This window comes from Lolliginicoccus lacisalsi (genome assembly GCF_014841105.1).
GTDB classification, from domain to species: domain Bacteria; phylum Actinomycetota; class Actinomycetes; order Mycobacteriales; family Mycobacteriaceae; genus Lolliginicoccus; species Lolliginicoccus lacisalsi.
The window spans coordinates 69759-96381 of record NZ_JACYWE010000003.1 but is presented as its reverse complement, the minus strand read 5'-3'; the positions used below and the strand labels follow the sequence as shown (position 1 = coordinate 96381).

The following is a 26623-nucleotide window of genomic DNA, read 5'->3' as shown; positions in this document are numbered from 1 at the left end:
GGTCAGGTCGAATTCTTCGCTAAGCCGTCGCGTGGCCGTAACCCGACCCGGACTTGTTGTCAGACCGCGTGCGTAACGTGCATCACAGGGAGAGCTTCCCGCCGCACCCTCTCCCGCAGGCACTCTTCACGAGGAGGAATCATGACGATCCGGGACAAGGGCTGGCCCGCTGGAACCCCCTGCTGGGCCGACTGCGCGGTCGATGATGTCGCGCGCGCCAGGGAGTTCTACGAGGCAGTGATGGGCTGGGAGTTCGAGGACACCGGGCCCGAGACGGGCGGCTACCTCATCGCGCGCAAGAACGGGCACGTCGCCGCGGGCCTCATGCCGAAGCCGGAAGGCATGGAGGACATGCCCTCGGCGTGGACGACCTACCTGGCCACCGAGGATGCGGACGCGACTGCCGAAGCCGCGGCCGCGAACGGCGGGCAGGTGCCGGTGGCTCCGATGGACGTGATGACCGAGGGCCGAATCGCGGTCATCGTCGACCCCACCGGCGCCTTTTTCGGCTTGTGGCAGCCCATCAATCACACCGGCGCCGCCGTGGTCAACGAGCCCGGCGGCATGTGCTGGAACGAACTGCAGACCCGCGACGTCGACGCAGCGAAGGACTTCTACGCGAAGCTCTTCGGCTACAGCTACAAGCAGCTCTCCGAGGAAGGCATGACGTACTTCGTTGCCGAGCTAGATGGCGAGGGCGTGGCGGGGATGATGCTCAACGACATGGCTCCCGCCGAGGTCCCGCCGATGTGGCAGGCATACTTTGCCGTCGAGAACTGCGACACCGCCACCGAGGCCGCCACCAGCCGCGGAGCCACCATCCTCATGGAACCCACCGACAGCCCCTACGGGCGGATGAGCTTCGTGCAGTCGCCGCAGGGCGAGACACTGGGCCTCGTTGACATGTCCACGACCGTTGGCGAGATGCCCGCATAGCGCAACTGACTCGTGGTGCCGCGCGACCCAGCGGAAGCGCGGTCGCCCTAGCTGCCGCGGGTGTGCGAAGAACGACAGGTTCACGCACGAGAGCTGTCGCACATCGCACACTCGCGGGGGCGCGACCGGCCAACGGCGGGGCGCGCCCGGCCAGCCGAACACCTAGCTATACGAACGCCCTAGCCGGATCGCACCAGGTGCAGGACGTGGGTGCCCTCGAACCCCTTGAGCTCGGCCTCGCGGTGCCCCTCGACCACGATGGGCACCGTCGGATCAAGGCGCTTGCGCACAGATTCCGAGATCAAGGTCTCCCCGCCCTCGGCCTGGCTTGCCACCCGCGCCGCCATGGCCACATTGCGGCCGAACAGGTCATCGCCACGTCGCACCGAGCGCCCCGAATGGATCCCGATACGCACCCGCACCCGCACCCCGCCGCGCGACGCCCAGCCCACGCGCGCGAGCTGCTCCTGGATCGACGCCGCGCACAGCACAGCATCATCCGGGGACTTGAAAGCCACCATGAACCCGTCGCCCTGGCTCTTGATCACATACCCGTGGTGCCGGGCGACTGCCTGCCGGATCAGCCGGTCATGCTTGGCCAGCAGGCGCACCCACGCCTGGTCGCCGAGCTGCTCGTTCAAGGTGGTGGAGCCCTCGATGTCGGAGAACAGGATCACCACGCGCCCGTCCACCGTCATGCGGGCGAGGTCGGGCCGCTCCACCTGAGCCCAGCCCGCGAGGTCCTCGACCGAGGATCGCACTGCGGCCCCAATGCCTTTGGTGCGCACGAGGTTCGCGGTGTGCCACACCGTCTTCACGGCGTCCCGGCTCCCGGCGAACAGGCGCCGCGCCACTTGGGTGCGCAATTCGTGCCGCAGCTTCGCCACCTGCCGCGTGCTCCGAACCAGCAGCAGCGCCAGCACGAGGATGATCACGGCCTCGGCGGCAGCGATCATCACTAGCGTGTCACTGCTCATAGCCACCCATCCTCGGAACACTCGCGACGGCCCTATCGTAGCCAGGGCACGCTCGCCCTGGGCCTTGCCTACTGTGCCCGAAGCGCAGCGATCGCGTCGTCGAGGTGCGGGTGGACGTCGGGACGCACGCCCTCGCCCGCGTCGGGCTCGCTCAGCATCGCATCGGGATCGACCAGCATCACCCTCTTGCCATCGTGCAGGACCAAGCGGCGCACTGCCTCGAGGATCATCCGCCGCGCGACATCGCTGACCCCGCTCACCCTGCTCAGGTCCAGCACCACGCCGTCGTCGTTGAGCTCGTGCGCCACGATCGCCCGCAGCAATGCCTCGGCGCCGGAGAACCGGATCGAGCCCTGCAGCCGGAACACTGCCACGCCATCGCGATCGGACACGCCCCGCAGCACCGCCTGGGCGACCGGGGGCACCTCCATCAGGTGCATGCCCATGTCCGTGCTCAGCCGCTCGAACACCTTCACCCCGCGGGTGCTGTTGCCGTGCTCGTCCAGCCTGGGCGAGAACGCCGCAATGCCCACCTGCCCGGGAAGCACGCCTATAACACCCCCCGCGACGCCGGATTTCGCGGGAATTCCCACCGTCGTCACCCAGTCGCCCGCCGCGTCATACATGCCGCAGGTCATCATCACGCTGAGCACCTGGCGCACCGTCAGATCGTCGAACACTCGTCGGCCCGTCTGCGGCTGCACGCCCCCATTGGCGAGGGTGGCGGCCATGGTTGCCAGGTCACGTGTGGTGACGGTCAACGAGCATTGGCGGATGTAGCCGCGCACGATGTCGATGGGATCATTCTCGAGGATGCCCACGGTGCGCAGCATGTAGCCGATCGCGAGGTTGCGGTGCGCGGTCTCCATCTCGGACTCGAACACTGCCTCGTCGAACTGGAGCTCGCGGTCGGCAAGGATGCTCACCCGGCGCCGGAAGCGCTCCGCCCGCTCCTCCCAATTGCCGCCATGGATGAGCGAATGGGTGGCGATCGCGCCCGCGTTGATCATGGGATTGCGCGGCCGCCCCGTCTCGTCCTCGAGCGAGATCTCGTTGAACGCATCGCCGGATGGCTCCACCCCGATCTTGGCGAGCACCGCCTCGAGGCCGTTGTCGTGCAGCGCGAGGGCGTAGGCGAACGGCTTGGAGATCGATTGGATCGAGAACTCCACCTCGTCATCGCCCGCGCTGTACAACGCGCCCTCGGGGGTCGCGATGGCCACTGCGAGCCGCTCCGGATTAGCACGGGCTAGCTCGGGAATGTAGTCGGCGACGGTGCCGCCGTCGGTGTTCCGGCAATCGTCGAGGACTTCCAGCATGTATTCGGGGATCGGCGAGCGCATGAGCAGCACTGTACGTGACGGCGGTCGGCGGGCCGGGCGCTCGATCGTGAAGCCCCAGCCACGTAGGAGGTGGCTGGGGCTTCACGATCACACGGCCGCGCGGGAGGCGCCGTCTAGATCTCGGCGAGGACTTCCTTCCAGGTGCCGAGGGCGTCATCAACCTGCTCCTCGGTGACGACGAGCGGCGGGATCATGCGCACCGTATTCATGTAGGCGCCGCACATGAGCAGGAGCAGGCCCTTGCTGGCGGCAAGCTTCTGCGCGGCGGCGGCCGTGGCGCCATCGGGGTTGCCGTCGGCGTCGACGAACTCATTGCCGACGAGCAGCCCGAGCCCGCGCGTCTGCCCCACGGCCTCGGTCTTGAGGCTCGTCACGCCGTCGAGGAGCTGGGTGCCGCGGGCGGCGGCGTTCTCGACGAGGCCCTCGTCGCGGATGACGTCGAGTGTCGCGCAGGCCGCGGCGCAGGCGACAGCGTTGCCGCCATAGGTGCCACCTTGCGAGCCGGGCCAGGCCTTGGACATGAGCTCCTCGGACGCGGCGATCCCGGAGATCGGGAAGCCGCTGGCAATGCCCTTGGCGAGGGTGATGATGTCCGCCTTGACGTCGAAGTGCTGGTGGCCGAAGTACTTGCCGGTGCGGCCGAAGCCGGTCTGGATCTCATCGATCACGAGGAGGATCCCGTGCTTGTCGGCGCGCTCGCGCAGTCCTTGCATGAAGGTGGTGTTGGCGGGGATGTAGCCGCCCTCGCCGAGGACGGGCTCGATGATGAACGCGGCGGTCTCGTTGGGGGCGCTGATGGTGGCGAAGAGGAAATCGAGCTCGCGCAGGGCGAAGGCCGTGGCCTCCTCCTCGGTCCAGCCCCAGCGGTAAGCGGTGGGGAACGGCGCGACGTGCACGCCGGCCATCAGCGGGCTGAACCCGGCACTGAAGCGGGTGCCGGAGGTGGTCATGGAGGCCGCGGCGACGGTGCGGCCGTGGAAGCCGCCGTGGAAGACGATGACGTTGGGTCGACCGGTGGCCTGGCGGGCGAGGCGGAGGGCGGCCTCGACGGCCTCGCTGCCGGAGTTGGCGAAGAAGACGGAGTCGAGGCTGGGCGGTAGCACATCGCCGAGCTTGCTGATGAGCTCGATCATCGGCTTGTGCATGACGGTGGTGTATTGGCCGTGGATGAGGGAGGCGACCTGCTTCTGGGCGGCCTCGACGACTCGTGGATGGCAGTGACCGGTGCTGGTGACGCCGATCCCAGCGGTGAAGTCGAGGTACCGACGGCCATCGGTGCCGAAGAGGTAGCTGCCCTCGCCGCGCTCGACGGTGACGGGGGTGGCTTGCTTGAGAAGTGGCGATAGCCGGGTCACGGTCAGCTCCATCCTTGAAGGGGTCATCCTATTGTCGGATTGTTGACAATAGGCATACCATGACTGCGGAACTGTAGGCAATGCCCGCAAGGAGATGCGATGGCCCCCACGCCCCAGGACGAGCGCGACGCGATCGCCTCCGTCCCCACCGGACTCTTCATCGGCGGAGAATTCGTCGAGACCAAGCGCACCATGGCAGTGACCGACCCCTCGACCGGCGCCACCTTGTGCGAGGTCGCCGACGCCAGCCCCGATGAGGCCATGGCCGCCCTCGACGCCGCCGAGAAGGCCCAGCCCGGCCTCGCCGCCATGCCACCGCGCGAGCGCAGCGAGATCCTCCGCCGCGCCTACGACATCCTCATGGCCGAGCAGGAGCGCCTCGCGCTGATCATGACCCTCGAGATGGGCAAGCCCCTGGCCGAGGCCAAGGGCGAGATCGCCTACGCCGCCGAGTTCTTCCGCTGGTTCTCCGAGGAAGCCGTCCGCATCAACGGCGGCTACATGGACGCCCCGGCCGGGGGAGCACGCTTCATCGTGCGCCACGAGCCCGTCGGCCCCTCCCTGCTCATCACGCCCTGGAACTTCCCCATGGCCATGGGCACCCGCAAGATCGGGCCCGCCCTCGCCGCCGGCTGCACCAGCATCATCAAGCCCGCCGAGGCCACTCCCCTCTCCATGCTCGCCCTCGCCGAGATCCTCCAGCGCGCCGGAGCACCCGCCGGCAGCGTCAACGTCATCCTCCCCACCGAGCCGTCGAAGGTCATGCCGCCGCTGATCCACGACCCCCGCAGCCGCACGCTGTCCTTCACCGGCTCCACCGAGGTCGGCAAGATCCTCCTCGGCCAGTGCGCCAAGACCGTCATGCGCACCTCCATGGAGCTCGGCGGCAACGCGCCCTTCATCGTGTTCGACGACGCGGACCTCGACGAGGCCGTCACCGGCGCCATCCTCGCCAAGATGCGCAACATCGGCCAGGCCTGCACCGCCGCCAACCGCATCTACGTCCACCGCGACATCGCCAACGAGTTCACCCACAAGCTCGTCGAGGAGCTCAGCAAGTACACCCCCGCCCGCGGAATCGAGAGCGGCCTCATCGTCGGCCCCCTCATCGACCAGGCCGCGATCCAGAAGGTCGAGACCCTCGTCGACGATGCCACCCGCCGCGGCGCCGACGTCCTGCTCGGCGGCGAGCGCCTCAACCGCGAGGGCTACTTCTACCCCGCCACCGTCCTCACCGGCGTGCCCGATGATGCGGAGATGACCCACACCGAGATCTTCGGCCCCGTCGCCGCCATCAGCGTCTTCGACACCGAGGACGAGGTCATCAGCCGCGCCAACGACACCCCCTTCGGCCTGGTGGCCTACGTCTACACCGAGAGCCTCCGCCGCGGGCTGCGCGTCAGCGAGGCGCTCCAGTCCGGCATGGTCGGCCTCAACCAGGGCGTTGTCTCCAACCCCGCTGCGCCCTTCGGTGGCGTGAAGGAATCCGGCCTCGGCCGCGAGGGCGGCCTGACTGGCATCGACGAGTTCCTCGAGACGAAGTACATCGGCGTCAAGATGTAGTTCGCTGGCTGGCTGTTTGGCTGCTCGAGTGTGCGAAGAACGACAGCTCCACGCAGGAATCCTGTCGCTTTTCGCACACTCGCCACGAATTTCACGCGGAACGGATCCATACCCGGCGTGCGTGCGTCCAACATCGCGTGCACCCGTTCAAGCCCGCCCACCGAGGCATCCCGCCGCGCACCGCGCAACGCCGCTACACCCGCCTGTTCCCGGGCGTGTATATCGACCCTGCTGCGCCCGTCACACCCCTGGTGAAGGCCCGCGCGGCATGGCTGTGGGCCGATGGCGCATGCGTGCTCACCGGGATCTCTGCCGCGGCCGTGCATGGCGCCCGGTGGCTGCCCGGCGAGGCGCCCGCCGAGGTCGCGGTGGGCAGAGTCGTGCGGGTGCGCGGCCTCGTGGCGCACCGCGACCGCATCCACCCCCGCGACATCACCGATCGCCTCGGGATGCGGGTCACTAGCCCCGCCCGGACCGCGTTCGACCTCGCGCGGCGCCACGAGCCCGACACCGCGATATGCCACATCGATGCGCTGTGCCGCGCCACTGACCTGGCGCCGAACGCGCTGCTGGACCTCGCCGGGGCCTTGCGCGCAACACCCGGGGCGGCGCGATTACGAGCACTCGCGGGACTGGTGGACCCTGGCGCCGAGTCACCGCGCGAGACCGTGCTACGACTGCTGCTCCTGCGCGCCGGGCTGCCGAGGGCGGTCACCCAGTTCGTGGTGCGCGATGCGCGTGGCCGGTTCATCGGGCGCACGGACCTCGCGTGGCCGCGGTGGAGAGTCGCGATCGAGTACGAGGGATCGCATCATTTCACCGACCCCGAGCAGGCCCGCCGCGATGCCGAGCGTGGCAATCGCCTGATGCGAGCAGGCTGGCGGGTCGTGCGGGTCACCGCACCGATGATGCAGCGCCCCGACCTCATCATCGAGGAAGTGCGGGCGGCCCTCCGTGCAGCGGGCGGGTGCTGAGGGCTTCCCGGCGGGCCTGTCGCTGCTCAGAGTGCGATCGACGACAGCTCCGGGCGCGAAAGCTGTCGCTTTTCGCACGCTCGCGCGCAAGACGCACCCGCGCGACGCCCCGACCGGACCTGAGCGCCTACTCGTCGTCGAGGTCGTCGTCGGGGTCGGCGTCGAGGATCTCGCGGGGAGCAGGCTGCTCGATGCGCCGGGGCGCGTCCTCGCCAGCCTTCTTGGCGGCCTCGGCCATCTCGAACCCATCGGTGATCCAGTCGCCGATCTCGCGCGCGACGCCAGCGACCGCGCCAGTGATGATCACGGTGATGCGGCCGACGTGCGTTGCGGCGGATTCGACGAGTTGCTGGGCGATGTCCTTGCGCTGTTCCAGCTTGCCGACCATGCTTCCTTCTTCCGGCTGGGGGTTCGGCCTTGATGCCACGCTCGTCCGGCTTGGCGGTGCTCAGGCCGGTGCTGTGGTGTCTCGTTCCACGATAACAGTGCGGTACTTCTCCGTGCCCACGATGGATTTGGGCAGGGCGAGCTTGAAGACGCGTGCCCAGGCGGACAGCAGCTGCGAGGGCAGCGATCCGGTGTTGTAGGGCAGGTTGTACTTCGCGCAGAGGGCTTGCACCTCGACGGCGATCTCGGGCAGACGGCAGGACGGGATGTCCGGGAACAGGTGGTGCTCGACCTGATGGCCGGTGCTGCCGGAGAGGATGTGCAGGGCCTTCGATCCGGTGAAGTTCGCGGAGCCGAGGAGCTGGCGCAGGTACCATTCGCCGCGCGTTTCCCCGGCGATGTCTTCCTCGGTAAAGGTCTGGGCGCCCGCCGGGAAGTGTCCGCAGAACACGAGGTTGCCCACCCAGAGGTTGCGGATGATGCTCGCGGTGGCGTTGCCGGCGAAGGTGAGCGGGAAGAGCGGCCCGGTGAGGGCGGGGAAGAACACATAGTCCTTCATCGCCTGGGGCAGGATCTTCGCCCACCAGTGGTTGACGACCTTCTTGACCTTGGTGCTGGTGTCGTCGCCCACGACGGAGTGGTCGAGCTCGAGGACGTGCAGGGCGGTGAGCCATTCGAAACCCACGACGATGATGGCGCCGAGCACGGGGTTGAGGAGGAAGAAGGGGTGCCAGGGGCGGTCCTCGTCCATGCGCATGACACCGAATCCGATGTCGCGGTCCTCGTCGATGACGTTGGTGAACGTGTGGTGGCGGTAGTTGTGCGAGTACCGCCAGAGGTCGGATTGCACGACCATGTCCCATTCGAAGATGCGGGAGTTGAATCCGCGCTCGTGCATGAAGTCGTACTGGCCATGCATGACGTTGTGGCCGATCTCGAGGTTGTCGATGATCTTCGACAGGGAGAGCGCGGCGACCGCGGCGAGCCAGACGGGCGGGATGAATCCGAGGAAGAACAGGCCGCGGCCGGTGATCTCGAGGGCGCGCTGGGCCTTGAGGAGGTTGTAGATGTAGCGGCGGTCGCGCTCGCCGATGTCGGCGAGGTGGCGGGCGCGGATCTCATCGAGGGCGCGGCCGAGCTCCTCGACCTGCGCGAGGGTGAGGTGGACGGTGTCGCGGCCAGTCTCGCCGGGCCGGGCTGGGCGCAGCGGGGCCGGGGGCGCATCGACGGTCTGGGGCTTGCGCAGCACGGTGGGCGCGGGGATCGGCATCGCTTCCACGAGGGTCTGGGCAACAGCGAGGCCACGGGCGGGGATATCCCGCACTGCCCTGGTCTTTCCTAGCAGTGGCAGAGCTACCATGCCGCACCCTCCCCTCACATGTCTACGCGTAATCTTCACGCGGCGATCGTCGTTGATCGGCCCGGTAGACACTATCCGAGTTCCCATCGAATCAGCAGGGGCCTATGAACAAGGTCACTCTATATAACAATGTGTGATCAAAGCCGTTCCGACTAGGCCACCCGCCCGCGTTCCTTTGATCCGCTTGCGCCCCCGGATGATCGCGCCATGGGCCATAATCGGAAATGTCCGTTTCCTGCCGAGAGTTCTTGCCGAGAGGATCCCAGGTGCGATGATGCTACGCAGCCGTGGATATCGACTCATCCTGCCTGTGGCGCTCGGCGCCATGCTGGCCATCTCCTGCGGGGGCTCGTCCGGGCCCGCAGTGGAACCTGGTGTGCCCACCGGCGCGCTGCAACTGCCGGATGAGACACCGCCCGCGCTGCCCGCGCATTGCGGCCCTGGCGGCGGGCACACCGTCGTTCCCGGGGTGCTCACGGTCGCCGTCGACGAGCAAGGCATCGCCCCCTGGGTGATCGACAACGATCCGACGAACCGGCAGGGATTCGAGCCCGCAGTGGCCTGGACGGTGGCCGAGCGCCTCGGCTTCGACGGCAACAGCGTCAGCTTCGTCCGCGCCTCTTTCGGCAAGGCCCTGGAGAGCGGACCGAAGGAATTCGACTTCGCGATCAACCAGTACACGATCATGGGCGAGCGGCGGAAGAACATCGATTTCTCCGCGCCCTACTACGCCGTGGAGCAAGCCGTGGTGGCGCTAGAGGGCTCGGAGGCCGCTGAAGCGTCGAGCATCTCGGACCTCGAGGATCTGCGCGTCGGGGCATACAAGCATTCGAGCAGTGCCTTCGCCGTCGAGAGCGTGATCGGCCCCGACGACGCCGAGATCTTCGGCGGGTTCAGCGACGCCGTGACCGCCCTCGCCGACGGCGATATCGACGCGCTTGTCGCTGATCTGCCCACCGCCGTCCAGATCGCGGAGACCATGATCGAGGACGGCGTGATCGTCGGGAAGTTCCCCGCGCCCAACGAGGTAACCGAGTTCTACGGGCTCGTGCTGGAGACGGACGACCCCCTCACCCTGTGCGCCACCATCGCCCTCGAGCAGATGTATGACGATGGCACCCTCGAGAAGCTCGCCGCGGAATGGCTGGCAGTCGACGAGGCGATCCCGCCGCTCTCCTAGCCTCGCTCCGGCCAGCTCCCTCACGCCACACTGGCCCCATCCATTCCTCGCTGGATGCCCCGCGGCCGAGTCAGGTTGCCGCATAATGGGTCCATCATGGACGCACCCGTTGAGGAAGCGTGATCGATGCCGACACCCTCGCGCCGCCTAGCTGCCGCGCCGCTCGCAGCCCTTGCCCTTGTTGCCGCCTCGTGCGGGTCCAGCACGCCGGAGCCAGAGGAGGAGTTCGAGCAGACCCCCCAGGGCTCGCTGCGCCTGCCGAACGAGGACGCGGGCACCATCCCGGCACGCTGCGGCCCCGGGGGCGGCCGGACCGTGGCTCCCGAGGCACTGACGATCGCCGTGGATGATCCCGCGTTCGCCCCGTGGATCATCGATAACGATCCCGCGAGCGGGCAGGGCTTCGAGGGCGCCATCGCGCGGTCGGTCGCCGACACTCTCGGCTACTCCCCGGAGGCGACCGTGTTCGTGCGGGTTCCGTTCGACGAGGCGCTCGAGGCTGGACCGAAAGACTTCGACTTCGCGATCAACCAGTTCAGCATCATGGGCGAGCGCCGCGAGAATGTCGATTTCTCCGCCCCCTACTATGCCGTCGCCCAGGCCGTGGTGGCGCTGGAGGGCACGCCCGCCGCGGCAGCGACGACGATGGACGATCTGGAGGACCTCGCGATCGGGGCGGACTCGAGCTCGACGAGCATGTACGCGGCCGAGCACTCCATCGAGCCCGGGACCGATCCAGTGGGCTACGCCAGCGTGGCCGACGCGGCCAGCGCGCTCGCGAGCGGCGAGATCGACGCGCTGGTGGCAGACCTGCCGACCGCGGTGCGCATCGCGAACGACCAGCTCGCGGGCGGTGTGGTCGTGGGCCGGTTCCCCGCCCCCAACGAGGTCACCGAGTTCCTGGGGCTCGTCCTGGAGAAGGACAGCGATTTCACGGAATGTGCCTCCCTGGCACTGCAGAAGCTGCATCACGAGGGAGCCCTCGAGGAGCTCGCGCACGTGTGGCTCACCGACCATGAGGACGTGCCCGTCCTGACACGGTAGGGGCAGCGCCCCTCGCGCGCGGCAAGGCCCGGGCGGGGATTGCCCTGCCCGGGCCTTGGTTCATCAGCACTCGCGGAATGCGTCCGCGCGGATCACGCTGCGGGCTGCGGTGCTGCCTCGGCCTTGCGCTCGACGATCACACCGGCTGGCTCGTTGTGGCTGACCAGCGAGTTCGGGAGCGCGAGCTTGAAGATCTTGCCCCACACGGAGCCGATCTGCTTGGTGAAGCCGCCCTTGTTGTAGGGCAGGCCGTACTTGGTGGCGATGCGCTCCACCTCGGGCGCCATCTGGGGGTAGCGGTACGCCGGGATGTCGGGGAAGAGGTGGTGCTCGATCTGGTGCGACAGGTTGCCCGACATGATGTGGAACAGCTTGCCGCCGGTGATGTTGGCCGAGCCGAGCATCTGGCGCAGGTACCACTCCGCCTTCGTCTCGTTGGCGGTCTCCTCCTTGGTGAACACCTGCACGCCGGAGGGGAAGTGGCCGCAGAAGATGATGCTGTAGGCCCAGACGTTGCGGATCAGGTTCGCCGCGGCATTGCCCACGAGGGTGGTCGGGAACAGGGGCCCGGTGAGCGCGGGGAAGATCAGGTAGTCCTTGAGCGCCTGTGGGCCTGCCTTGCCGAGCCAGCCCTTGGCGAGCTTCTTGACCTCGCCCATGTCGCGCTGGCCCTTGACGAACTCCTCGGCGTGGAGATCATGGAGCATCACGCCCCACTCGAACAGTACCATGAGCAGGAACGCGTAGACCGGGTTACCGAGGAAGTAGGGGTGCCACTTCTGGTCCTTGTCCATGCGCAGGATGCCGTAGCCGATGTCACGGTCCATGTCGAGGATGTTGGTGAAGGTGTGGTGCATGTAGTTGTGCGAGTGGCGCCACTGGTCGCCGGGGCACACGTTGTCCCACTCGAAGACGCGGGAGTTGAGGCCACGCTCGCGCATCCAGTCGTACTGGCCGTGCATGACGTTGTGGCCGATCTCCATGTTGTCGAGGATCTTCGCGAGCCCGAGCGAGGCGACGGCGAGCGGCCATGCAGGCAGGACGTACATCAGTCCGCGGCCGGCGACCTCGAGGCCACGCTGGACCTTGATGAGGTTGTAGATGTAGTCGCGGTCCTTGTCACCGAGGTCGGCGACGATCCGTGCGCGCAGTGCCTCGAGCTCGCGGCCGAACTCCTCGACCTGCTCGGGGGTCAGGCGCACCGGCTCATCGGTGGCCGGCTCGGTGGCCGGGCGGAACGCGCGCCCGGCGATGGGCGCCTTCGCGAGGGTGGACGTGGCCTTGCGGCGCAGTTCGCGGCCAGGCAGGGCGGGCGGGGTTACGGGGAGATTGATGACAGCCATGATGTGTCTCCTTCTGGGTTTCCCGTTCTTGGCATGGGGGCACCGTCACGGGTGTTGTCCTGGTACTTCGCTAGTGATTCCGGGGTCTTGCTGCCGGGATCGGGGGCCTGCTGGCCCGGCTGGCGGGCGCGGCCCCGACGTTGCCTAGATGTCGATGTCGACGTCGCCGACGGCCTGCGAGACGCAGAGCTGGATCGGCTCGTCCGCGGTGTCGTTCAGCTCGCCAGTGAGCAGGCTCTTGGTGCAGCCGGTCTTCTTGACGGCGGTGCAGGTGAAGCAGATGCCCATCCGGCAGCCGTAGTCGGGGCTCAGCCCGGCGGACTCGGCCTCCTCGAGCAGCGAGGTGCCGGAGTTCTCCCGCTGCACGTTGCTGCTGGAGAACGCGATCGTGCCGGTGGCCTCCTCGGTATCGGCGGCCACGCTCCCGGCCACCTGGAACTCCTCGGTGTGCAGCTTGTCGCCGAGACCACGCTCGTCGTAGTAGGCGCGGATGGCGTTCATCATCGGCGGCGGGCCGCACAGGTACGCCTCGGCGTCGGCGAACCAGGGTGCCGCGATGTCGACATGCTCGGTCCCGAAGAACCCCTGGAGGTCGCCGCCACCGCCGGGGAGGGTGGACGCGATGCGCAGGGTGACGTTGGGATGCTTGGCCGCGATCTCGCGCAGGGCCTCGGCATGGGGAACGTCGTTGATGGTGTCGCAGTAGTGCAGGAAGGTGATGTCGCCCTGGTGGCCCTCGTCGACGAGGGTGCGCAGCATCGACAGCACCGGGGTGATGCCACTGCCGCCACTGAGCAGCAGGATCTTCTCGGGGCGCTCGGCGGGCAGCTTGAACACGCCGTTCGCCTGGGCGAGGTCGACGATCATGCCGGGCTCGGCGTTCTCGCGCAGGTAGCGGGAGACGAAGCCATCGGCGTGCGCCTTGATGGTCAGCTCGAGGCGCCCATCGGCCCTGTGCACCGAGTTGGCCGGCGAGAAGCAGCGGGTGTGGCGGACGCCGTCGACGACGACGCCGATCTGCACGAACTGCCCGGCCTCGAAGCCCTTCCACTGGCGGGTGGGGCGCAGCTCGAGGGTGACGGTGTCCTTGGTGTGCCGCTCGACCTTGGTGATCTTGGCGCGCAGGTCGCGCACCGTCACCATGGGGTTGACGAGCTCGAGGTAGCGGTCCACCGCATGGGGCGTGGCCAGGGCCTCGAAGAGCTTGACGAGCGACGGGCGCCCCTTGGGCAGCGCGGGCTTCTTGCCAAAGCGGGGCGGGTTAGGTCGGGTGGGAAGGGCCCGCGGCGTAATCGATGTGGTCACTGGGATCTCCTCATCGTTGCTGAACCTTAGGCCCGGTCCGTACACGAATCCAAGCCCGAACTTTCAGTGAACGTGTGTACACCCAATAGTTTGGGGGTGTCCCTCCCCCACTGTCAACAGCAACCCGCGTGATCCACATGACAGTGCTCATGCGTGCACCACCGCCCGTCGCCCTAGACTTATCGTCGTGACAGGGCCCGGAAGCAGAACCGAACGCAAGGAACGGACCCGCCAGGCACTCCTCGACGGGACATTGGAACTTCTCGATGACCGCAGTTTCTCGAGCGTGTCCTTGCGGGAGGTCACCCGTGCCGTCGGCATCGTCCCCACCGCCTTCTACCGGCATTTCGACTCCATGGAGCACCTCGGCGTCAACCTCGTCGAGATGAGCGCCAAGGCGCTGCGCCAGATCCTCCGCGACGCCCGCCGCCACACCGACGCGCTCGCCATCGAGGCGTCACTGACCATCGTGGTCCGCCAGGTACGCGACCACGAGCGCGAGTTCCGGTTCCTCACCCAGGAACGCTACGGCGGAGCCCCCGAGATCCGGCGCGCCATCGCCACCGAGATCCGCATCTTCGGCCGCGAGCTCGCCGCCGACCTCAGCCGGGCCCCCGCCATGCGCGAGTGGGACTTCGACGACATCGAATGGGTCGCGGACCTCATCACCGCCACCATCCTCGACTTCATCGACCACCTGCTGCGCGCCGACCGGCGCAACCCCGCCGAGGAGCGCGACATCCTCCAGCGCGGCGAGAAGCAGCTCCGCCTCATCGCCCTCGGCGTCCAGCACTGGCGCTCCCGCTAGCACCAGCGCACCGCCCGCGCTCCCCCGCGCCGTGGTCCCGCGCGACACACCCGGCCAGGCCACGTCATCGACCCCCCGGAAAAACGACAAGCGGGCAACCATCCGGCTGCCCGCTTGGTGCACACTCGTATCAGCGGAAGATCCGCCACAGCACGAACAGCACGAACAGCACGCCCACTCCGGCGACGGCCATCCGCACCTCCGGCTCCTCCGACTTCGCCACCACGCGCGCCTTCACGGTGTCCACGGCGCGACGCGGATCGGCCCGCACCACCAGCTCGTCAAGAGTGCTCGCAAGCTGCTCCCGAGCACGTTCAATGTCACGCTCAATGCTTTCGGGGTTTCTGGACACGTGTCCTCCATCAGCCGGGAAGTCTGTCGGCACCTACGTTAGAACACCAGTCCCGATCATGACGGACGCACCGCCGAAAAACACCCAGGCAGACCCGCATGACGCCAGCCGCGCACGTCGCCTAGTGTTGCAAGGCATGAGCGAGAACACCCGGCTGAACGTGGGCGACACCGCCCCCCGCCTCGAGCTGCCCGACGCCGATGGCAACACCGTATCCCTCAGCGACTACGCGGGCCGCAAGGTCATCGTGTACTTCTACCCCGCGGCCAGCACGCCCGGCTGCACCAAGCAGGCCTGCGACTTCCGCGACAACCTCGCCGAGCTCGAGGGCCAGGGCATCGACGTCCTCGGCGTCTCCCCCGACAAGCCCGCCAAGCTCGCGAAGTTCCGCGACGAGGAGAACCTCACCTTCCCGCTGCTCTCCGACCCCACCAAGGAGACCCTCGCCGCATGGGGCGCCTTCGGCGAGAAGAAGATGTACGGCAAGACCGTCCAGGGCGTCATCCGCTCCACCTTCCTCGTCGACGAGAACGGCACCATCGCCGCCGCGCAATACAACGTGCGCGCCACCGGGCATGTCGCCAAGCTCCGCCGCGACCTCGGAGTATGACCCCCAGCGCGGCCCTGCACCCATGACGCTGCCGCGCGAGATCGCCAGTACCGATATCCTTCGGGGCGTGGAGGCAGCAGCGAGCAAGCAGACCGGCGACGCTCGGGCGATCGCGACGATCCCCGAGCCCACCGGCGCGCCCGAGGAACTGCTCCCCCGGCGCCGCCCCGCCCAGGAACGCAGCCGCCGCAAGTTCGAGGCCATCCTCGCCGCCGCCCGTGAGCTCCTCGTCGAAGTCGGATTCGAATCCTTCACCTGCGAGGAGGTCGCGCAGCGCGCCGCCGTGCCCATCGGCACCCTCTACCAGTTCTTCGCCAACAAGTACGTCATCGTCTGCGAGCTCGACCGCCACGACCTCGTCGCCGTCCAGCGCGAGCTCGCCGCCTTCGCCGAGGAAGTGCCCGCGCTGCAATGGCAGCAGCTACTCGACCGGTTCCTCGATCACCTCGCCAATCTCTGGCTGCACGACCCCTCCCGCCGCGCCGTGTGGCACGCCGTGCAATCCACCCCCGCCACCCGCGCCACCGCCGTCATCTACGAGCGCACGCTCGCCCAGCAGGCCGCCAAGGTGATCGCGCCACTGGTGCCCACCGCCAGCCCCGAGTACATCCAGAAGATCGCCGAGGTGTGCGTGCACATGGTCTACTCCATGCTCAACTTCGCCGTCCGCGACGGGCAATCCCACCCCGAGGCGATCATCGAGCTCAAGCGCATGCTCAACGCCTACCTCAAGGCCACCGAGCGCGAGATCCGCCACCGCTCCCGGCGGTAAGTCGCGTTCCGGCGGGCGGCATCGCGGATGTGTTACCCAATGCACCCTCCGAACGCGGGTGGAGGGTGCAAAACCGCACACATCCGCGGACGTGCCCGGCTCGGCGAGGCGCCCAGCGACCCCGGGGCTGCCGCGGACGGGCCCGGCCCCACCAGCACCGCGCCCCACCTCAGTGCCACCGCTAGTGGAAACTTTTCCTCGTCACAGCGGGAAACGTTTCCACTAGCTACCCGGCCCCGGCCTGGCGAGCACCAGCCCGGCCGCCCAGCTAGCCCTCGATGATGACGAACGCGCCGGCCGTATCGCCGTCGTGGGTGAGCGAGACGTGGATGGTGGCATCGCGCAGGTGCTCGGCGATGGGGCCGTGCAAAACGATGCGCGGGCGACCGACGTGATCGGTGACGACCTCGATGTCCTGGTAGTCAACGGTCGCGAGCAGGCGGGGGCGACCAAACCGGGACCCCGACCAGGCCTTGACGAGCGCTTCCTTGGCCGCCCATCGCGCGGCGAGGTGCCGCGCTTGGCTGTCGGCGCTGCTCGCGCGGCTCGAGTCGCCCGGTGCCCCGGCCGCCGCCTGCTGGTGGAAACTCTCCCCGCTTGAGGCGGAAATAGTTTCCACTGCCGCCACGCCACCAGCCGCCGCGCCACCACCGGCAGCGGCGTGGCGCCGCTCGGCCGGGGTGAAGTTGCGCAGCATGGTGGTGCCGGGGCGGGCGAGCTGCCCGGCGAAGGCGGGCACATCGACGAGGTCGAAGCCGATGCCCCGCACGGCGGTGGTGCTCATCGCCGCTCACCTGCCCGAGACCGCTCACCGGTACCACCGCCGATGCGTGCGGCGGGGTCGAGCAGCATCTCCGTCTCGAGGGCGCGGGAGTCGCCCGGGATGCGCCGGTCGGCGGGACGGGTGTAGAGGCTGGCTTGCCCGCACTGGGCGGCGAGGAGCCTGCGCTGCCCGTCGAGCTGGCGTTGCGTGGCACGGCCGAGGTAGTCGTCGGCGCCTGCTCCGAGGGCTTGGAGGAACGCCTCGGGGTGGGCGATGGCGACGAGCGCGGAGACGTGCCCGAACCCGAGGCTGGTGATGAGCCCGGCGCGCAGCGGCATGGTGGCGCCGAGGCGAAGGGCCTGTCGCGGCCAGACGAGCCGGTCGTGCTCGGCGAGGACGTCGTCGACGCAGTCGAGGCTGCGGTTGGGTGGTATCGCTCCGTCGCGGAGGACCTGGCAGAGCCCGATCATCTGGAAGGCCGCGGCACCACCCTTGGCATGACCGGTGAGGGTCTTCTGGGAGATGACGAACATCGGGTTGCCGGGGTCTCGGCCGAGGGCGGTGGCGATGGTCTCGTGCAGCTCGGACTCGTTGGGGTCGTTGGCGTGGGTGGAGGTGTCGTGCTTGGAGATCACCGCGATGGCATCGGGCGCGAGCCCGTGCTTGGCGAGGGCCCGGTGCAGCTCGGAGCCGGTGCGGCCGCGGGCGGCGCTGGTGGCGCCGATGCCGGGCGCGGGGATGGAGGTATGGATGCCGTCGCCGAACGTTCCGGCCCAGGCAATGACCCCGTGCACGGGCAGTCCGAGCTCGGCGGCGATGTCGCCCCGGGCGAGGATGAGGGTGCCGCCGCCGTGTGCCTCGACGAATCCGCCGCGGCGGCGGTCGTTGGCGCGGGAGAAGCGTCCCGGCTCGATGCCCTTGGCGAGCATGTCGCTGGTGCGGGCGGTGGCGTTCATGTCGCCGAAGCCGGTGATGCCTTCCGGCCCGAGGTCGTCGAATCCGCCAGCGACGACGATGCTGGCGCGGCCGAGGCGGATCTTGTCGGTGGCCTCGGAGACGGAGACGGCGGCGGTGGCGCAGGCCGCGACGGGGTGCAGCATGTCGCCGTAGCTGCCGATGTAGGACTGCACGACGTGTGCGGCGATGACGTTGGGCAGCGCTTCCTGGAGGATGTCGTTGGGCCGGGGCTGGCCGAGCAGCGCGTCGACGTAGAGCGATCGCATGGATTGCATTCCGCCGATGCCGACGCCCTGGGTGTTGGCGACGTCGGCGGGGTGCACCCAGCGGAGCAGCTCGGCGGGGGTGAACCCGGAGCCGAGGAACGCATCGACGGTGGTGATGAGGTTCCATACGGCGACGCGGTCGAGGGCGGCGACCATGTCGGCGGGGATGCCCCAGCGGGTGGGGTCGAAGCCGGTGGGGATCTGCGCGCCGACGCTGCGGGTGAGTCGTGCTCGGCGGGGCACGCGGATCTCGGTGCCGGCCTTGCGGGTGACGTGCCATTCGCCGCTGGGCAGCTCGGCGATGGTGGTGTGGGTGGGGTCGGCGTCGCGGAAGGCCTCGGCCTGGGCGCGGGCACCGACGGTGAAGGGCAGGTCCTCGTCGAGGTAGACGGAGACGAGCAGCGGGATGCTGCCGTCCTGGAGCGCGCCGTCGTCCTCGTAGGTGCGGATGCCGCAGCGGGCGAGGATGGTGTCGTGGTAGCGGTCGGCGATGTCCTCCTCAGCGACCGGGTCGCCGGTGGCGGTGTCGGTCCAGCCGGGCTGGGGGTCGTCCTGCCAGGTGATCAGGCCGGTGCTCCAGGCAAGCTCGACCACTCCGGCTGCGGAGAGCTCTCCGGTGACCTCCATCTGGTGGCGGGTGCGGGAGGAGCCGTAGGGGCCGAGCTCGCCCGTGCCGACGATGACGATCATGTCGGCGGGGTCGAGGCCAACGCTGCCCCACGAGGGTCGCTGGTGGGCGGGTGCGCTGGGCGCGGGCGGTAGCGCGGCGATGAGGTCATCGTGCGTTTCCTCGGCCGGGTCAGCTTCCGTCGCCTGGTCAGCCACCGCACGAGCCAGCCCGGCGAGGTCGAGGTCAGCCTCGGCGAGCCCGCCGGTGAGGTCGCGGGCGAGCACGGCGGTCCGGGCTTGCTCGCGCGCTTCGGTGGTGCAGGCCTCGAGCAGGGCGCGGGCCATGCCGGTGGCGGACCAGGTGCGCACCCCGGCGTCCTCGACGGCGTCGACGAGCGGATCGTTCTGCGCCATGAGCCCGGTGCCGCGCACCCAACCGATCAGCGCGTGGACGAGGGTGATGCGCTGGGACCAGGACCGCTCGGAGCGCCATTTCGCGACGATCGCATCGAGCGCGGCCTTGGCCTCGCCGTAGGCCCCGTCGCCGCCGAAGATGCCGCGGTTCGGGGAGCCGGGCAGCACGACGTGGAGGCGTCCGTCGATGTCGGTGGTGGCGCCGAGGGTGCCGAGCCCGGCGATGAGCCGCTCCACCGACCACAGCAGCACGCGGGCCTGGGTCTCGGCGCGCGGTCCGGCGTCGGCGAGGGAGCCGTGGACGGGGGGCGCGGCGCACGGGATCAGCAGAGTGGGCACCAGGGCCGACTTGACGAGGGTGGTGGGGGCGCCGATGGTGGCGCGCTGCGCGGTGCCGATCCAGTCGATGAGCGCGTCGACGTCGCTATAGGAGGCGAGGTTGGCGGGCACGATCCACAGGGTGGCGCCGGGGCGGGCGTGCTGCTGGTAGAGGTCGCGGTAGAAGCGCAGCCGGGTGTCATCCAGGCGTGAGGTGGTGGCGATGACGGTGGCGCCTCCTGCGAGGAGCTCGGCGGTGACGGCGGCGGCGATGGAACCCGCGCTGGCACCAGTGACGACCGCAATCTCGCCGGACCATGCACCCTTGGTGCTCATGGTCGCTTGGTGAGCGATGCGCAGGTACGCCTCGGCGAGGGCGGGGCGCTCCTGCTGCCGGGCCTGGGTGGCCCACCAGTGGGCTTGCCGTGCCACGGCCTCCCCTGCTCCATCGAACCGGCCACTGGCCTGCGCGCCGTCCTGCCACATGCGGGCGAGGTCCTCGCGGGCGCTGGCCCAGCGGTCGTCGAGCTGCACGGCGCGGGCGGCGTCGAAGGCGGGCGCGACGATTCGCGGCCAGTCGGTGCCGAGCTCGCGGGCCATGAGGTCGAGGATCGCGCGATCGTTGGCGGCGCTGTCGTCGTCCGCCGCCCCGGCCGTTGAGGTGTCGTGGCCGAGCTTCGCGAGCAGGTGCCGGGCGGTGGTGGCGAGCACGCCGTCCGGGCCGGTGAGGGCCTCAGTGAGCGCTGCCGCCGCGGCCGGATCAACAGTGGAGCTGCTGGTGGCGGCAGGCTTCGCGACGGTGAGCCCGGCGCGACTGGCTACCGCAGTGATCGCGGCGTCGACCATCGCATCAGCGGTGGTGGCATCAATGGTGGCCAGCTCGCCGCCGCGCGCGCTGCTTCCCTCGCGGGTAGCGAGGGCAAGCTCGACGGAGACGTGATGCACCCAGCCGGGTCCGAGCTGCCAGGTCCCGGTGACATGGTCGGCGATGTGGGAGGGGCGCTTGCCGGTGGGTCCGAGGGCACGGCGCAGGTTGTCGGTGACGGCGTCGGCGAGGACGGGCCCGAGGGGCTTGTAGGAGCGGGCGAGACGCTCGACAGTGCCGCGCAGGGCCGGGATGCTGGCCTCGGCCGCGCCGTCGATGGCACCGAGCCCGAGTTCCGCGCCGAGGTCGAGAAGCACCTGGTTGCGGCGAGAGGAGACGCCGTCGCAGAGCGCCTCGATGGTGTCGGCTGGGGTGATCTGGTCGGGGCGGGTCTTGGTCCACAGCGCGATGAGGGCGACCGCGGCGTCACCGGCGGTGTAGGGCAGGTCCGGGGCGTCCCGGGTAGCGGATGCCGGTCCGGCGGGCTGGGCGGTGGGCTGGGCCGTGGGCTGGGGAGCTTCAGCGGTTGCAGATGCAACGGGCTCAGCGGAAGCCGCCGCTTCGGGGGCGTCCTGCGCGAGGAGAAGGGCGGCGTCGCGCTCGCAGTTCCACACGCGCGGCTGCGGATGCTGGTCGCTGGCCCGCAGGGTTCCGGCGGCGAGGTTGGCGAGCGTGGGGGCCGCGCCGACCCCGATCTCGATGAACCGCTCAAGGCCCAGTTCATCGCTGAACAGCAGGTCCTGGGTCTCGATCCAGCGGACGGGACTGGCGAACTGCCAGGCGAGCAGTTCGATGAGAACGGTGCGGCACAGCGCGGACGGGTCGGCGAGGGCCTGCTCGTAGTTCTCGAGGACACGGGCGAGGGGCTCGCTGTCGACGAGGTCCGCGATCTCGGCGATGAAGCCTCGGCCGAGGCTGAACAGGCGTGGCACGAGGTTCGGGATGTAGCGGCCAATGAGCACGGAGGGGTCGATGCCGTGCGGCACGAGCTCCTCGAGGCGCTGCCGGAACTCGGGCACGCCGGGGCGCAGCACATCGGAGTGGAAAGGCACGTCGATGCCGGGGACAAGGATGAACGCGCGCTTGCCGCCATGCTGGGCACGCCGCTCGTCGATGCGTGCCTCCAGCGCCTCGAGCCCGGCGACAGTACCGGCGATGGCGTACTGGCTGCCCCGCAGGTTGTAGTTGACGACCTGCAGGAACTCGACCGTATCGGTGGCGGTGCGCGCGATGAACGCGGCGACGTCATCATCGGCGATGCCGGCCTGGGCGGGACGGATCGCGGCGAGGCGGTAGTCGCTGCGCCCGTCGGCGTCGCGCGGGACGAGGGCGTGCATCGCGGAGCCGCGCCGGAACACGACTTCGAGGACCACTTCGAGCGGCAGCACCTCGGCGATGGCGGCCAATGCGGTGTACTCACCGACGGAGTGGCCGCAGAAGACGGCGTCGTCCACGAGCACCTCGGACTCGCGGAGGGTGGCTACCTGCGCGACGGCGAGGGTGGCCATGGCGACCTGGGTGAACTGGGTGAGGTAGAGGACGCCGTCGGGGTGGTGGTGCTCGATGCCTCGGGCACGCAGCCGGGTGGGGTTGTCGCGCACCACGGCGAGTACGGAGAAGCCGAGGGCCTTGCGGGTGTGGGCGTCGGCTCGCTCCCAGACGGCGCGGGCGGCGGGCGAGGTGGCCATCGCGGCCATTCCCATGCCCTTGTGCTGGATGCCTTGGCCGGGGAAGGCGTAGGCGGTGCGGGGCGGCTGGAGACGTGCGCTGGCGATGAGGACGGGGGTTCCGTCGACGCGGCAGGTCGCCTCGACGAGGGTGGCGCCGTTGCTGGTGCCGGTGCGCTCGATGGTGACGTCGAGGGAGCTGCCGGGGGCGACGGGGGCGAGGAACCGGGCGGTCCAGGCCGTGATGCGTGGGATGTCGCGGTGCTCGCTACCGAGATCCTCGGCACCGAGGAGGTGCTGCACTGCGGCGGAGAGCCACATTCCGTGCACGATGGGTCCGTCGAGACCGGCGAGCGCGGCGGCAGCGGGGCTGGTGTGGATCGGGTTGTGGTCGCCGCTGATGCGGGCGAAGGCGCTCATGTCGCGGGGCGCGGTGAGGGTCGCGCGGCGCAGCACGATGCGAGGCGTTGTGGTGGGCTCGCCCGCGGTGACGGGGCTAGCAGCATCGAGCGGCGCGGTGCCGGTGCGGTGGCGGATGGCGAAGCGCTCCCGCAGCGTCGCGAGCGGGATGCGGTGGACGCCGCGCGCGGGCACCGTCTCGATGCGCGCCTCGACGTCGATGACACGCCCCACGGTGGTGTCGGTGACGGACCGGAGCGTGGCGGTCACCTGGATCGACGTCGGCTCGGCGGGCGGCTCGGCGACAAGCTCGAGGTGGTGGTCGAGATGCACGAGGTCGAGCAACCCCTCGATGACGGGATCACCACAGGGCGTGCGGGCGGTACCAAGGACCGCGAAGATCGCCGGCCAGCAGGATCCAACGAGCGCATCCGGGGCGCTGGTGGGCACGCGGTGCGAACCGAGATCGAGCGCGGTGACGGAAGCATGGTCGGCGAACACCTCCGGTGCCAGGGACGCGCCAAGGCTGGCGGTGCCGCGCGGCGCGGGAGGCAGCTCGGGGCCTCCCCCGGCGAGGCGCAGCAAACGACGCATCCCGGTGACGGTGTCCTGCCGGGTGACCAGGGGCACGCCGCCGTCGATGCACGACGCGGGGATGGTGAAGCGCAGCGCCAGCCCGGCCGGGGCGCGGCGGCCCATGGGCACGTCGAGGACGACCGTGCGGTCATCGACGAGGCGGGCCGTGGCGCCGGAGATCGGCTCGGTGGCGATGCCCTCATCGAGCAGTCGCCACTGGTGGGCTGGGGCGAGGCGGCGCAGCGGGTTCGCGATGCGACGGTTGCCCCACGCGACGTCGGGGGCAGCGAGCAGGACGCCCAGCGGGGACGGGTGCGGCACGCGACGGCGGCTGATGGCGGGCGTCGCCGGGGCACGCAGGGCCGCGAAAGTGGCGGTCTCGAAGCGGCCGAGAATGTCCGCGATGGGCTCATCCGCGGCGGTGATGCCCGCGACCGAGACTGGCCCGGGGATGACGCACACCTGGTCAGCGGTGTAGCGGGGATCGTGGGCCTGCCACAGCGAGTCCGAGCGCCACCAGCGGCGCACGTCCGCGTCGATGATCGGCACGAACGGCACGGGCTTGCCGGGCTGCCGGCATAGGTGCAGGAAGAACGGCACATCGCCGGGGTGCAGGACGGTGCTGGCGGCGGCAGGGTATGCCTGGAGCAGCGCGCCGATGGTGGCGTGCGGCCATTCGAGGCGCGACGGCTGGACCGTCGTCGCAGTTCCCGCGGGCGCGGTGGGGTCGGTGAGGCGGGAGGCAAACCTGCCGCGGTCCTGCGGGTTGAGGCGGGCCTCGGCGCGGCGCAGCATCGCTGCGAAGCGGTCCTTCCAAGTGGGGTCGGTCCACACCGAGCGCCACGACTCATCGCACGCCGCGCCGAGGTCGGTGCCGAGGTCCCAGCGGGGCGCGGTGTTGCCCACAGTGAGCTCGATGTATCGCTCGAGCCACTGCTGGTAGGTCATGGTGGCGAGATCGCCGAAGTAGGGCTTCGCGGTGGCGGCGAGGGCCGCGATGATCTCGTCGCGGCACGCGGTGACGGCGCTCGCGTCGCCGGCGACGGTGTCGAGGAGCCTGCCGCAGCGGGAAGCGGCGTTGTCGATCTCGTGGATGTCCGCGCCAAGCTGGCTGCGGCCCGAGGCCATGCCGTAGGTAGCGTGCCCGGCACCGATCCACTGCTCGGTGCCGGTGGTGTTGACGAGGAGGCGCTTGACGTCGGGCGAGGTGGTGGCCTCGCGCGCCGCCATCGCGGCAGTGCCGATGAGGACTGCGTCGATCGGCATCGCCGGGAAGCCGTGGACGCGTGACCAGGTGCCGGTGAGGTACCCGGCCGCCCGCTCGGGGGTGCCGATGCCACCGCCCACGGCGATGACAATGTTGGGGCGGGCACGCAGCTCGGCATAGGTGTCGAGGAGCAGGTCATCGAGGTCTTCCCACGAGTGGTGCCCACCGGCCTTGCCGCCCTCGATCTGCACGATCAGCGGCTGCTCGGGCACCTCGGCGGCGATGCGGATGACGGCGCGGATCTGCGCGGTGGTGCCAGGCTTGAACGCGATGTGGGTGATGCCGGACGCGGTGAGGTCGCGGATTAGCGCCAGCGCCTCGTCGAGCTCGGGGATGCCCGCGGTGATGGTGATGCCGTCGATGGGTGCCCCCGCCTCGCGGTGCTTCTGCAGGAGCCGGCGCGCGCCCACTTGCAGCTTCCACAGGTACGGGTCGAGGTAGAGGGCGTTGAACTGGGCGGCCCGGCCCGGCTCAAGCGCAGCGGCGAGCTCGGTGATGCTCGCCTGCAGGATCTCGGCGGTGACCTGCCCTCCCCCGGCAAGCTCCGACCAGTGCCCGGCGTTGGCGGCCGCCGCGACGATCGCGGTGTCCACCGTTGTGGGGGTCATTCCGGCGAGGATGATCGGCGAGCGCCCGGTGAGGCGGGTGAAGCGGGTCTCCGCGGCATCGCGGCCATTGGGCAGCCGGATGGGGATCGGCGCGAAGGTGCTCCACGCGGGAGCGGGGCGGGGCGCGGCACCGGGGGTGAAGAGGTTGCGGTGGCCGCCTCGGGTGCTCGCGGCGATGCCCTCGATGCCGAGCCCGCGGGTGATGGAGCTGGTCATGCGGGCCAGGCCATCACCGGGGGTGATGTCGAGGATCCACGTGGCTCCGGCATCGCCGAGCGCCTCGATGTCGCGCACCCAGTCGACGGGATCGACGAGCGCGATGGTGGCGAGGCTGCGGGCGAGTTCGACGTCGAGGTCGCAATCAGCGGCCCAATCGGCCACGAGGTCAACGGCTTCGGCCATGGCGGGGTGGTGGAACGCGACCTCGGCGTGCACGGGCTCGAGCACCGGGTCGAGGATGGCGCCGCCGCGCGTGCGGGCATCTCGCTCGGCGCGCTGCTCGGCGGTGATCGCGGCGAGGCGGCGGCGCACGCGGTCGAGCTGGGCGGGCGGGCCGGACACCACGCAGCGGCGGCGACCATTGCGCAGCGAGAGAACGGGCGCCTGGGCCGGATGCAGGCCCGCGGCGAGGTCGGCGACGATGCGTTCGATGGTGGCGGGATCCACGCGGGAGATCGACAGCATCGCGGGGTGCTCGCCGTGGCCGCGCAGTCCGCGACGGCCGCCCACGAGAGTGGCTGCGGCGCCGATGAGCTGGGCGATAGCGAGGATCTCGGCGTCGCGTTCGCCGTGGTGGCGCACGGCCTCCGCGGCAAGGGCGCCCTGCGAGTGCCCGGCGGTCGCGGCAGGCGGGATGGCGCGGGTGTCGAGGCCCTCGAGGGCGAGCAGTCGGAGCGTGGCGAGCTGCACGAGCAGGATTCCGGGCAGCGACAATGCCGCTCCCCTGGCTTCGTGCCCGGTGATCGTGTGCGCGCCGTGGTTCTGGCCGGGTGCTGCTGACGGCATTGCACCAGGCAGCCAGGCTACCGGGTCGAAAGTGGGCCGGATGGCGAGCAGGTCATCGGCGAGCGGCGCGATCAGCGTGTTGGCCTGCTGCACGAGGTCCGCGAGCTCGGCGGTGGTGCCGGAGTCGTGGGCGAGCTCGGCGAGGGCCGGCAGCCAGTCGGAGCCTTGCCCGCCGAACGCGATCGCGTAGCGGGTGCCAGCTCGGAAATCCTCGACGAGCGTGCGGCCATGGTGGCGGTGGGCCGTGGCGGCTTCGCGGGCGTAGGGGTGATCGCTCAAGGTCATCTGTTGCTCCGGTGCGGGGTGTGCTGGGGAAGGTCTAGGGGGCGAGCGCGAGCGTCCAGCGGCACGTGGTGGGTGCGCGGCTCGTTGCGGCCTGGACCCAGAGTGGCACATATTCGTGAGGTTTTCCTCATGTTTTTTCGGTGCGGCGCAAGCTACTGACCGGTAGCCAATACGGTTAATCATGAGTAACCACTCATGTTTAGGCGTCTGCGCTGCTCAGGTCATCTATTTGACGCCTCAATGGCCGCCATCCAGGCCGCCTGGCGTTATCAAATCGTTATCTTTGCGATGTGGGGCGGAGGTGCCATGCAGTAC

Annotated in this window: 18 protein-coding genes; 8 read left to right on the top strand and 10 right to left on the bottom strand. The window is 69.6% G+C overall.

Features of this window, described 5'->3' with window-relative positions; genetic code table 11:
• Positions 1 to 141: 141 nt before the first annotated feature.
• The gene (locus HT102_RS06150; protein WP_192038541.1) at positions 142 to 936 is read left to right on the top strand and encodes a VOC family protein; all 795 of its coding nucleotides are present in this window, start codon (positions 142 to 144) and stop codon (positions 934 to 936) included.
• Positions 937 to 1115: 179 nt separating this feature from the next.
• Here the strand turns inward: HT102_RS06150 and HT102_RS06145 are convergent, their stop codons facing one another.
• The 3 genes from HT102_RS06145 to HT102_RS06135 all read right to left on the bottom strand — a co-directional run bounded on the left by HT102_RS06145 (position 1116) and on the right by HT102_RS06135 (position 4638).
• Positions 1116 to 1913, bottom strand: a complete 798-nt coding sequence (locus tag HT102_RS06145) for an adenylate/guanylate cyclase domain-containing protein (protein ID WP_192038540.1) — start codon at positions 1911 to 1913, stop codon at positions 1116 to 1118.
• Between the two features lie 68 nt (positions 1914 to 1981).
• Positions 1982 to 3256 (bottom strand): glutaminase, encoded by a 1275-nt coding sequence (locus tag HT102_RS06140; protein ID WP_192038539.1) that lies wholly within the window; start codon positions 3254 to 3256, stop codon positions 1982 to 1984.
• Positions 3257 to 3369: 113 nt separating this feature from the next.
• Entirely contained in the window at positions 3370 to 4638 is a 1269-nt protein-coding gene (locus tag HT102_RS06135; RefSeq protein ID WP_408611315.1) for an aspartate aminotransferase family protein, read from the bottom strand.
• 72 nt (positions 4639 to 4710) lie between these two features.
• On the opposite strand from HT102_RS06135, the gene HT102_RS06130 reads away from it, so the two are divergent.
• Together HT102_RS06130 and HT102_RS06125 are read left to right on the top strand one after the other, a co-directional pair.
• On the top strand, positions 4711 to 6174 hold the full coding sequence (locus tag HT102_RS06130; protein WP_192038538.1) for an NAD-dependent succinate-semialdehyde dehydrogenase: 1464 nt from the start codon (positions 4711 to 4713) through the stop codon (positions 6172 to 6174).
• A 137-nt stretch (positions 6175 to 6311) separates the two neighbouring features.
• Positions 6312 to 7148 (top strand): hypothetical protein, encoded by an 837-nt coding sequence (locus tag HT102_RS06125; RefSeq protein WP_192038537.1) that lies wholly within the window; start codon positions 6312 to 6314, stop codon positions 7146 to 7148.
• A gap of 127 nt (positions 7149 to 7275) precedes the next feature.
• On the opposite strand, the gene HT102_RS06120 is transcribed toward HT102_RS06125, so the two are convergent.
• On the bottom strand, positions 7276 to 7536 hold the full coding sequence (locus HT102_RS06120) for a hypothetical protein (RefSeq protein ID WP_192038536.1): 261 nt from the start codon (positions 7534 to 7536) through the stop codon (positions 7276 to 7278).
• Between the two features lie 60 nt (positions 7537 to 7596).
• The gene (locus HT102_RS06115; protein ID WP_192038815.1) at positions 7597 to 8805 is read right to left on the bottom strand and encodes a fatty acid desaturase family protein; all 1209 of its coding nucleotides are present in this window, start codon (positions 8803 to 8805) and stop codon (positions 7597 to 7599) included.
• 361 nt (positions 8806 to 9166) lie between these two features.
• On the opposite strand from HT102_RS06115, the gene HT102_RS06110 reads away from it, so the two are divergent.
• Positions 9167 to 10075, top strand: a complete 909-nt coding sequence (locus HT102_RS06110; RefSeq protein ID WP_192038535.1) for an ABC transporter substrate-binding protein — start codon at positions 9167 to 9169, stop codon at positions 10073 to 10075.
• Between the two features lie 126 nt (positions 10076 to 10201).
• Positions 10202 to 11119 carry an ABC transporter substrate-binding protein gene (locus HT102_RS06105; protein ID WP_192038534.1) on the top strand — a complete coding sequence of 306 codons (918 nt, stop codon included), beginning with the start codon at positions 10202 to 10204 and terminating at the stop codon, positions 11117 to 11119.
• Positions 11120 to 11211: 92 nt separating this feature from the next.
• Here the strand turns inward: HT102_RS06105 and HT102_RS06100 are convergent, their stop codons facing one another.
• Positions 11212 to 12462: a fatty acid desaturase family protein gene (locus tag HT102_RS06100; protein WP_192038533.1), complete on the bottom strand. Its 1251-nt coding sequence runs from the start codon at positions 12460 to 12462 to the stop codon at positions 11212 to 11214.
• A 144-nt stretch (positions 12463 to 12606) separates the two neighbouring features.
• Entirely contained in the window at positions 12607 to 13695 is a 1089-nt protein-coding gene (locus tag HT102_RS06095) for a ferredoxin reductase (protein WP_225443359.1), read from the bottom strand.
• Between the two features lie 259 nt (positions 13696 to 13954).
• Between HT102_RS06095 and HT102_RS06090 the strand changes: the two genes are divergently transcribed.
• Entirely contained in the window at positions 13955 to 14575 is a 621-nt protein-coding gene (locus tag HT102_RS06090; RefSeq protein WP_192038531.1) for a TetR family transcriptional regulator, read from the top strand.
• Between the two features lie 130 nt (positions 14576 to 14705).
• On the opposite strand, the gene HT102_RS06085 is transcribed toward HT102_RS06090, so the two are convergent.
• A complete protein-coding gene (locus tag HT102_RS06085; protein ID WP_192038530.1) occupies positions 14706 to 14927 on the bottom strand; it encodes a DUF3618 domain-containing protein in 222 nt (73 codons plus the stop codon).
• 136 nt (positions 14928 to 15063) lie between these two features.
• Here HT102_RS06085 and bcp point away from each other — a divergent pair, with 136 nt between their 5' ends.
• A complete protein-coding gene (gene bcp / locus HT102_RS06080) occupies positions 15064 to 15537 on the top strand; it encodes a thioredoxin-dependent thiol peroxidase (RefSeq protein WP_192038529.1) in 474 nt (157 codons plus the stop codon).
• A 67-nt stretch (positions 15538 to 15604) separates the two neighbouring features.
• A complete protein-coding gene (locus HT102_RS06075) occupies positions 15605 to 16309 on the top strand; it encodes a TetR family transcriptional regulator (protein ID WP_408611325.1) in 705 nt (234 codons plus the stop codon).
• Between the two features lie 268 nt (positions 16310 to 16577).
• Here the strand turns inward: HT102_RS06075 and HT102_RS06070 are convergent, their stop codons facing one another.
• Positions 16578 to 17093 carry a holo-ACP synthase gene (locus tag HT102_RS06070; RefSeq protein WP_192038528.1) on the bottom strand — a complete coding sequence of 172 codons (516 nt, stop codon included), beginning with the start codon at positions 17091 to 17093 and terminating at the stop codon, positions 16578 to 16580.
• Positions 17090 to 26308, bottom strand: a complete 9219-nt coding sequence (locus HT102_RS06065; protein ID WP_192038527.1) for a type I polyketide synthase — start codon at positions 26306 to 26308, stop codon at positions 17090 to 17092. Before HT102_RS06065 ends, HT102_RS06070 begins: the two co-directional genes overlap by 4 nt.
• Positions 26309 to 26623: the final 315 nt, after the last annotated feature.

Coding starts and splice junctions, on each gene's coding strand:
- HT102_RS06070 (WP_192038528.1), bottom strand. CDS start 17,093: ATGAGCACCACCGCCGTGCGGGGCATCGGCTTCGACCTCGTCGATGTG.
- HT102_RS06105 (WP_192038534.1), top strand. CDS start 10,202: ATGCCGACACCCTCGCGCCGCCTAGCTGCCGCGCCGCTCGCAGCCCTT.
- HT102_RS06130 (WP_192038538.1), top strand. CDS start 4,711: ATGGCCCCCACGCCCCAGGACGAGCGCGACGCGATCGCCTCCGTCCCC.
- bcp (WP_192038529.1), top strand. CDS start 15,064: ATGAGCGAGAACACCCGGCTGAACGTGGGCGACACCGCCCCCCGCCTC.
- HT102_RS06115 (WP_192038815.1), bottom strand. CDS start 8,805: ATGCCGATCCCCGCGCCCACCGTGCTGCGCAAGCCCCAGACCGTCGAT.
- HT102_RS06065 (WP_192038527.1), bottom strand. CDS start 26,308: ATGACCTTGAGCGATCACCCCTACGCCCGCGAAGCCGCCACGGCCCAC.
- HT102_RS06135 (WP_408611315.1), bottom strand. CDS start 4,638: ATGACCCCTTCAAGGATGGAGCTGACCGTGACCCGGCTATCGCCACTT.
- HT102_RS06120 (WP_192038536.1), bottom strand. CDS start 7,536: ATGGTCGGCAAGCTGGAACAGCGCAAGGACATCGCCCAGCAACTCGTC.
- HT102_RS06150 (WP_192038541.1), top strand. CDS start 142: ATGACGATCCGGGACAAGGGCTGGCCCGCTGGAACCCCCTGCTGGGCC.
- HT102_RS06145 (WP_192038540.1), bottom strand. CDS start 1,913: ATGAGCAGTGACACGCTAGTGATGATCGCTGCCGCCGAGGCCGTGATC.
- HT102_RS06110 (WP_192038535.1), top strand. CDS start 9,167: ATGATGCTACGCAGCCGTGGATATCGACTCATCCTGCCTGTGGCGCTC.
- HT102_RS06140 (WP_192038539.1), bottom strand. CDS start 3,256: ATGCGCTCGCCGATCCCCGAATACATGCTGGAAGTCCTCGACGATTGC.
- HT102_RS06100 (WP_192038533.1), bottom strand. CDS start 12,462: ATGGCTGTCATCAATCTCCCCGTAACCCCGCCCGCCCTGCCTGGCCGC.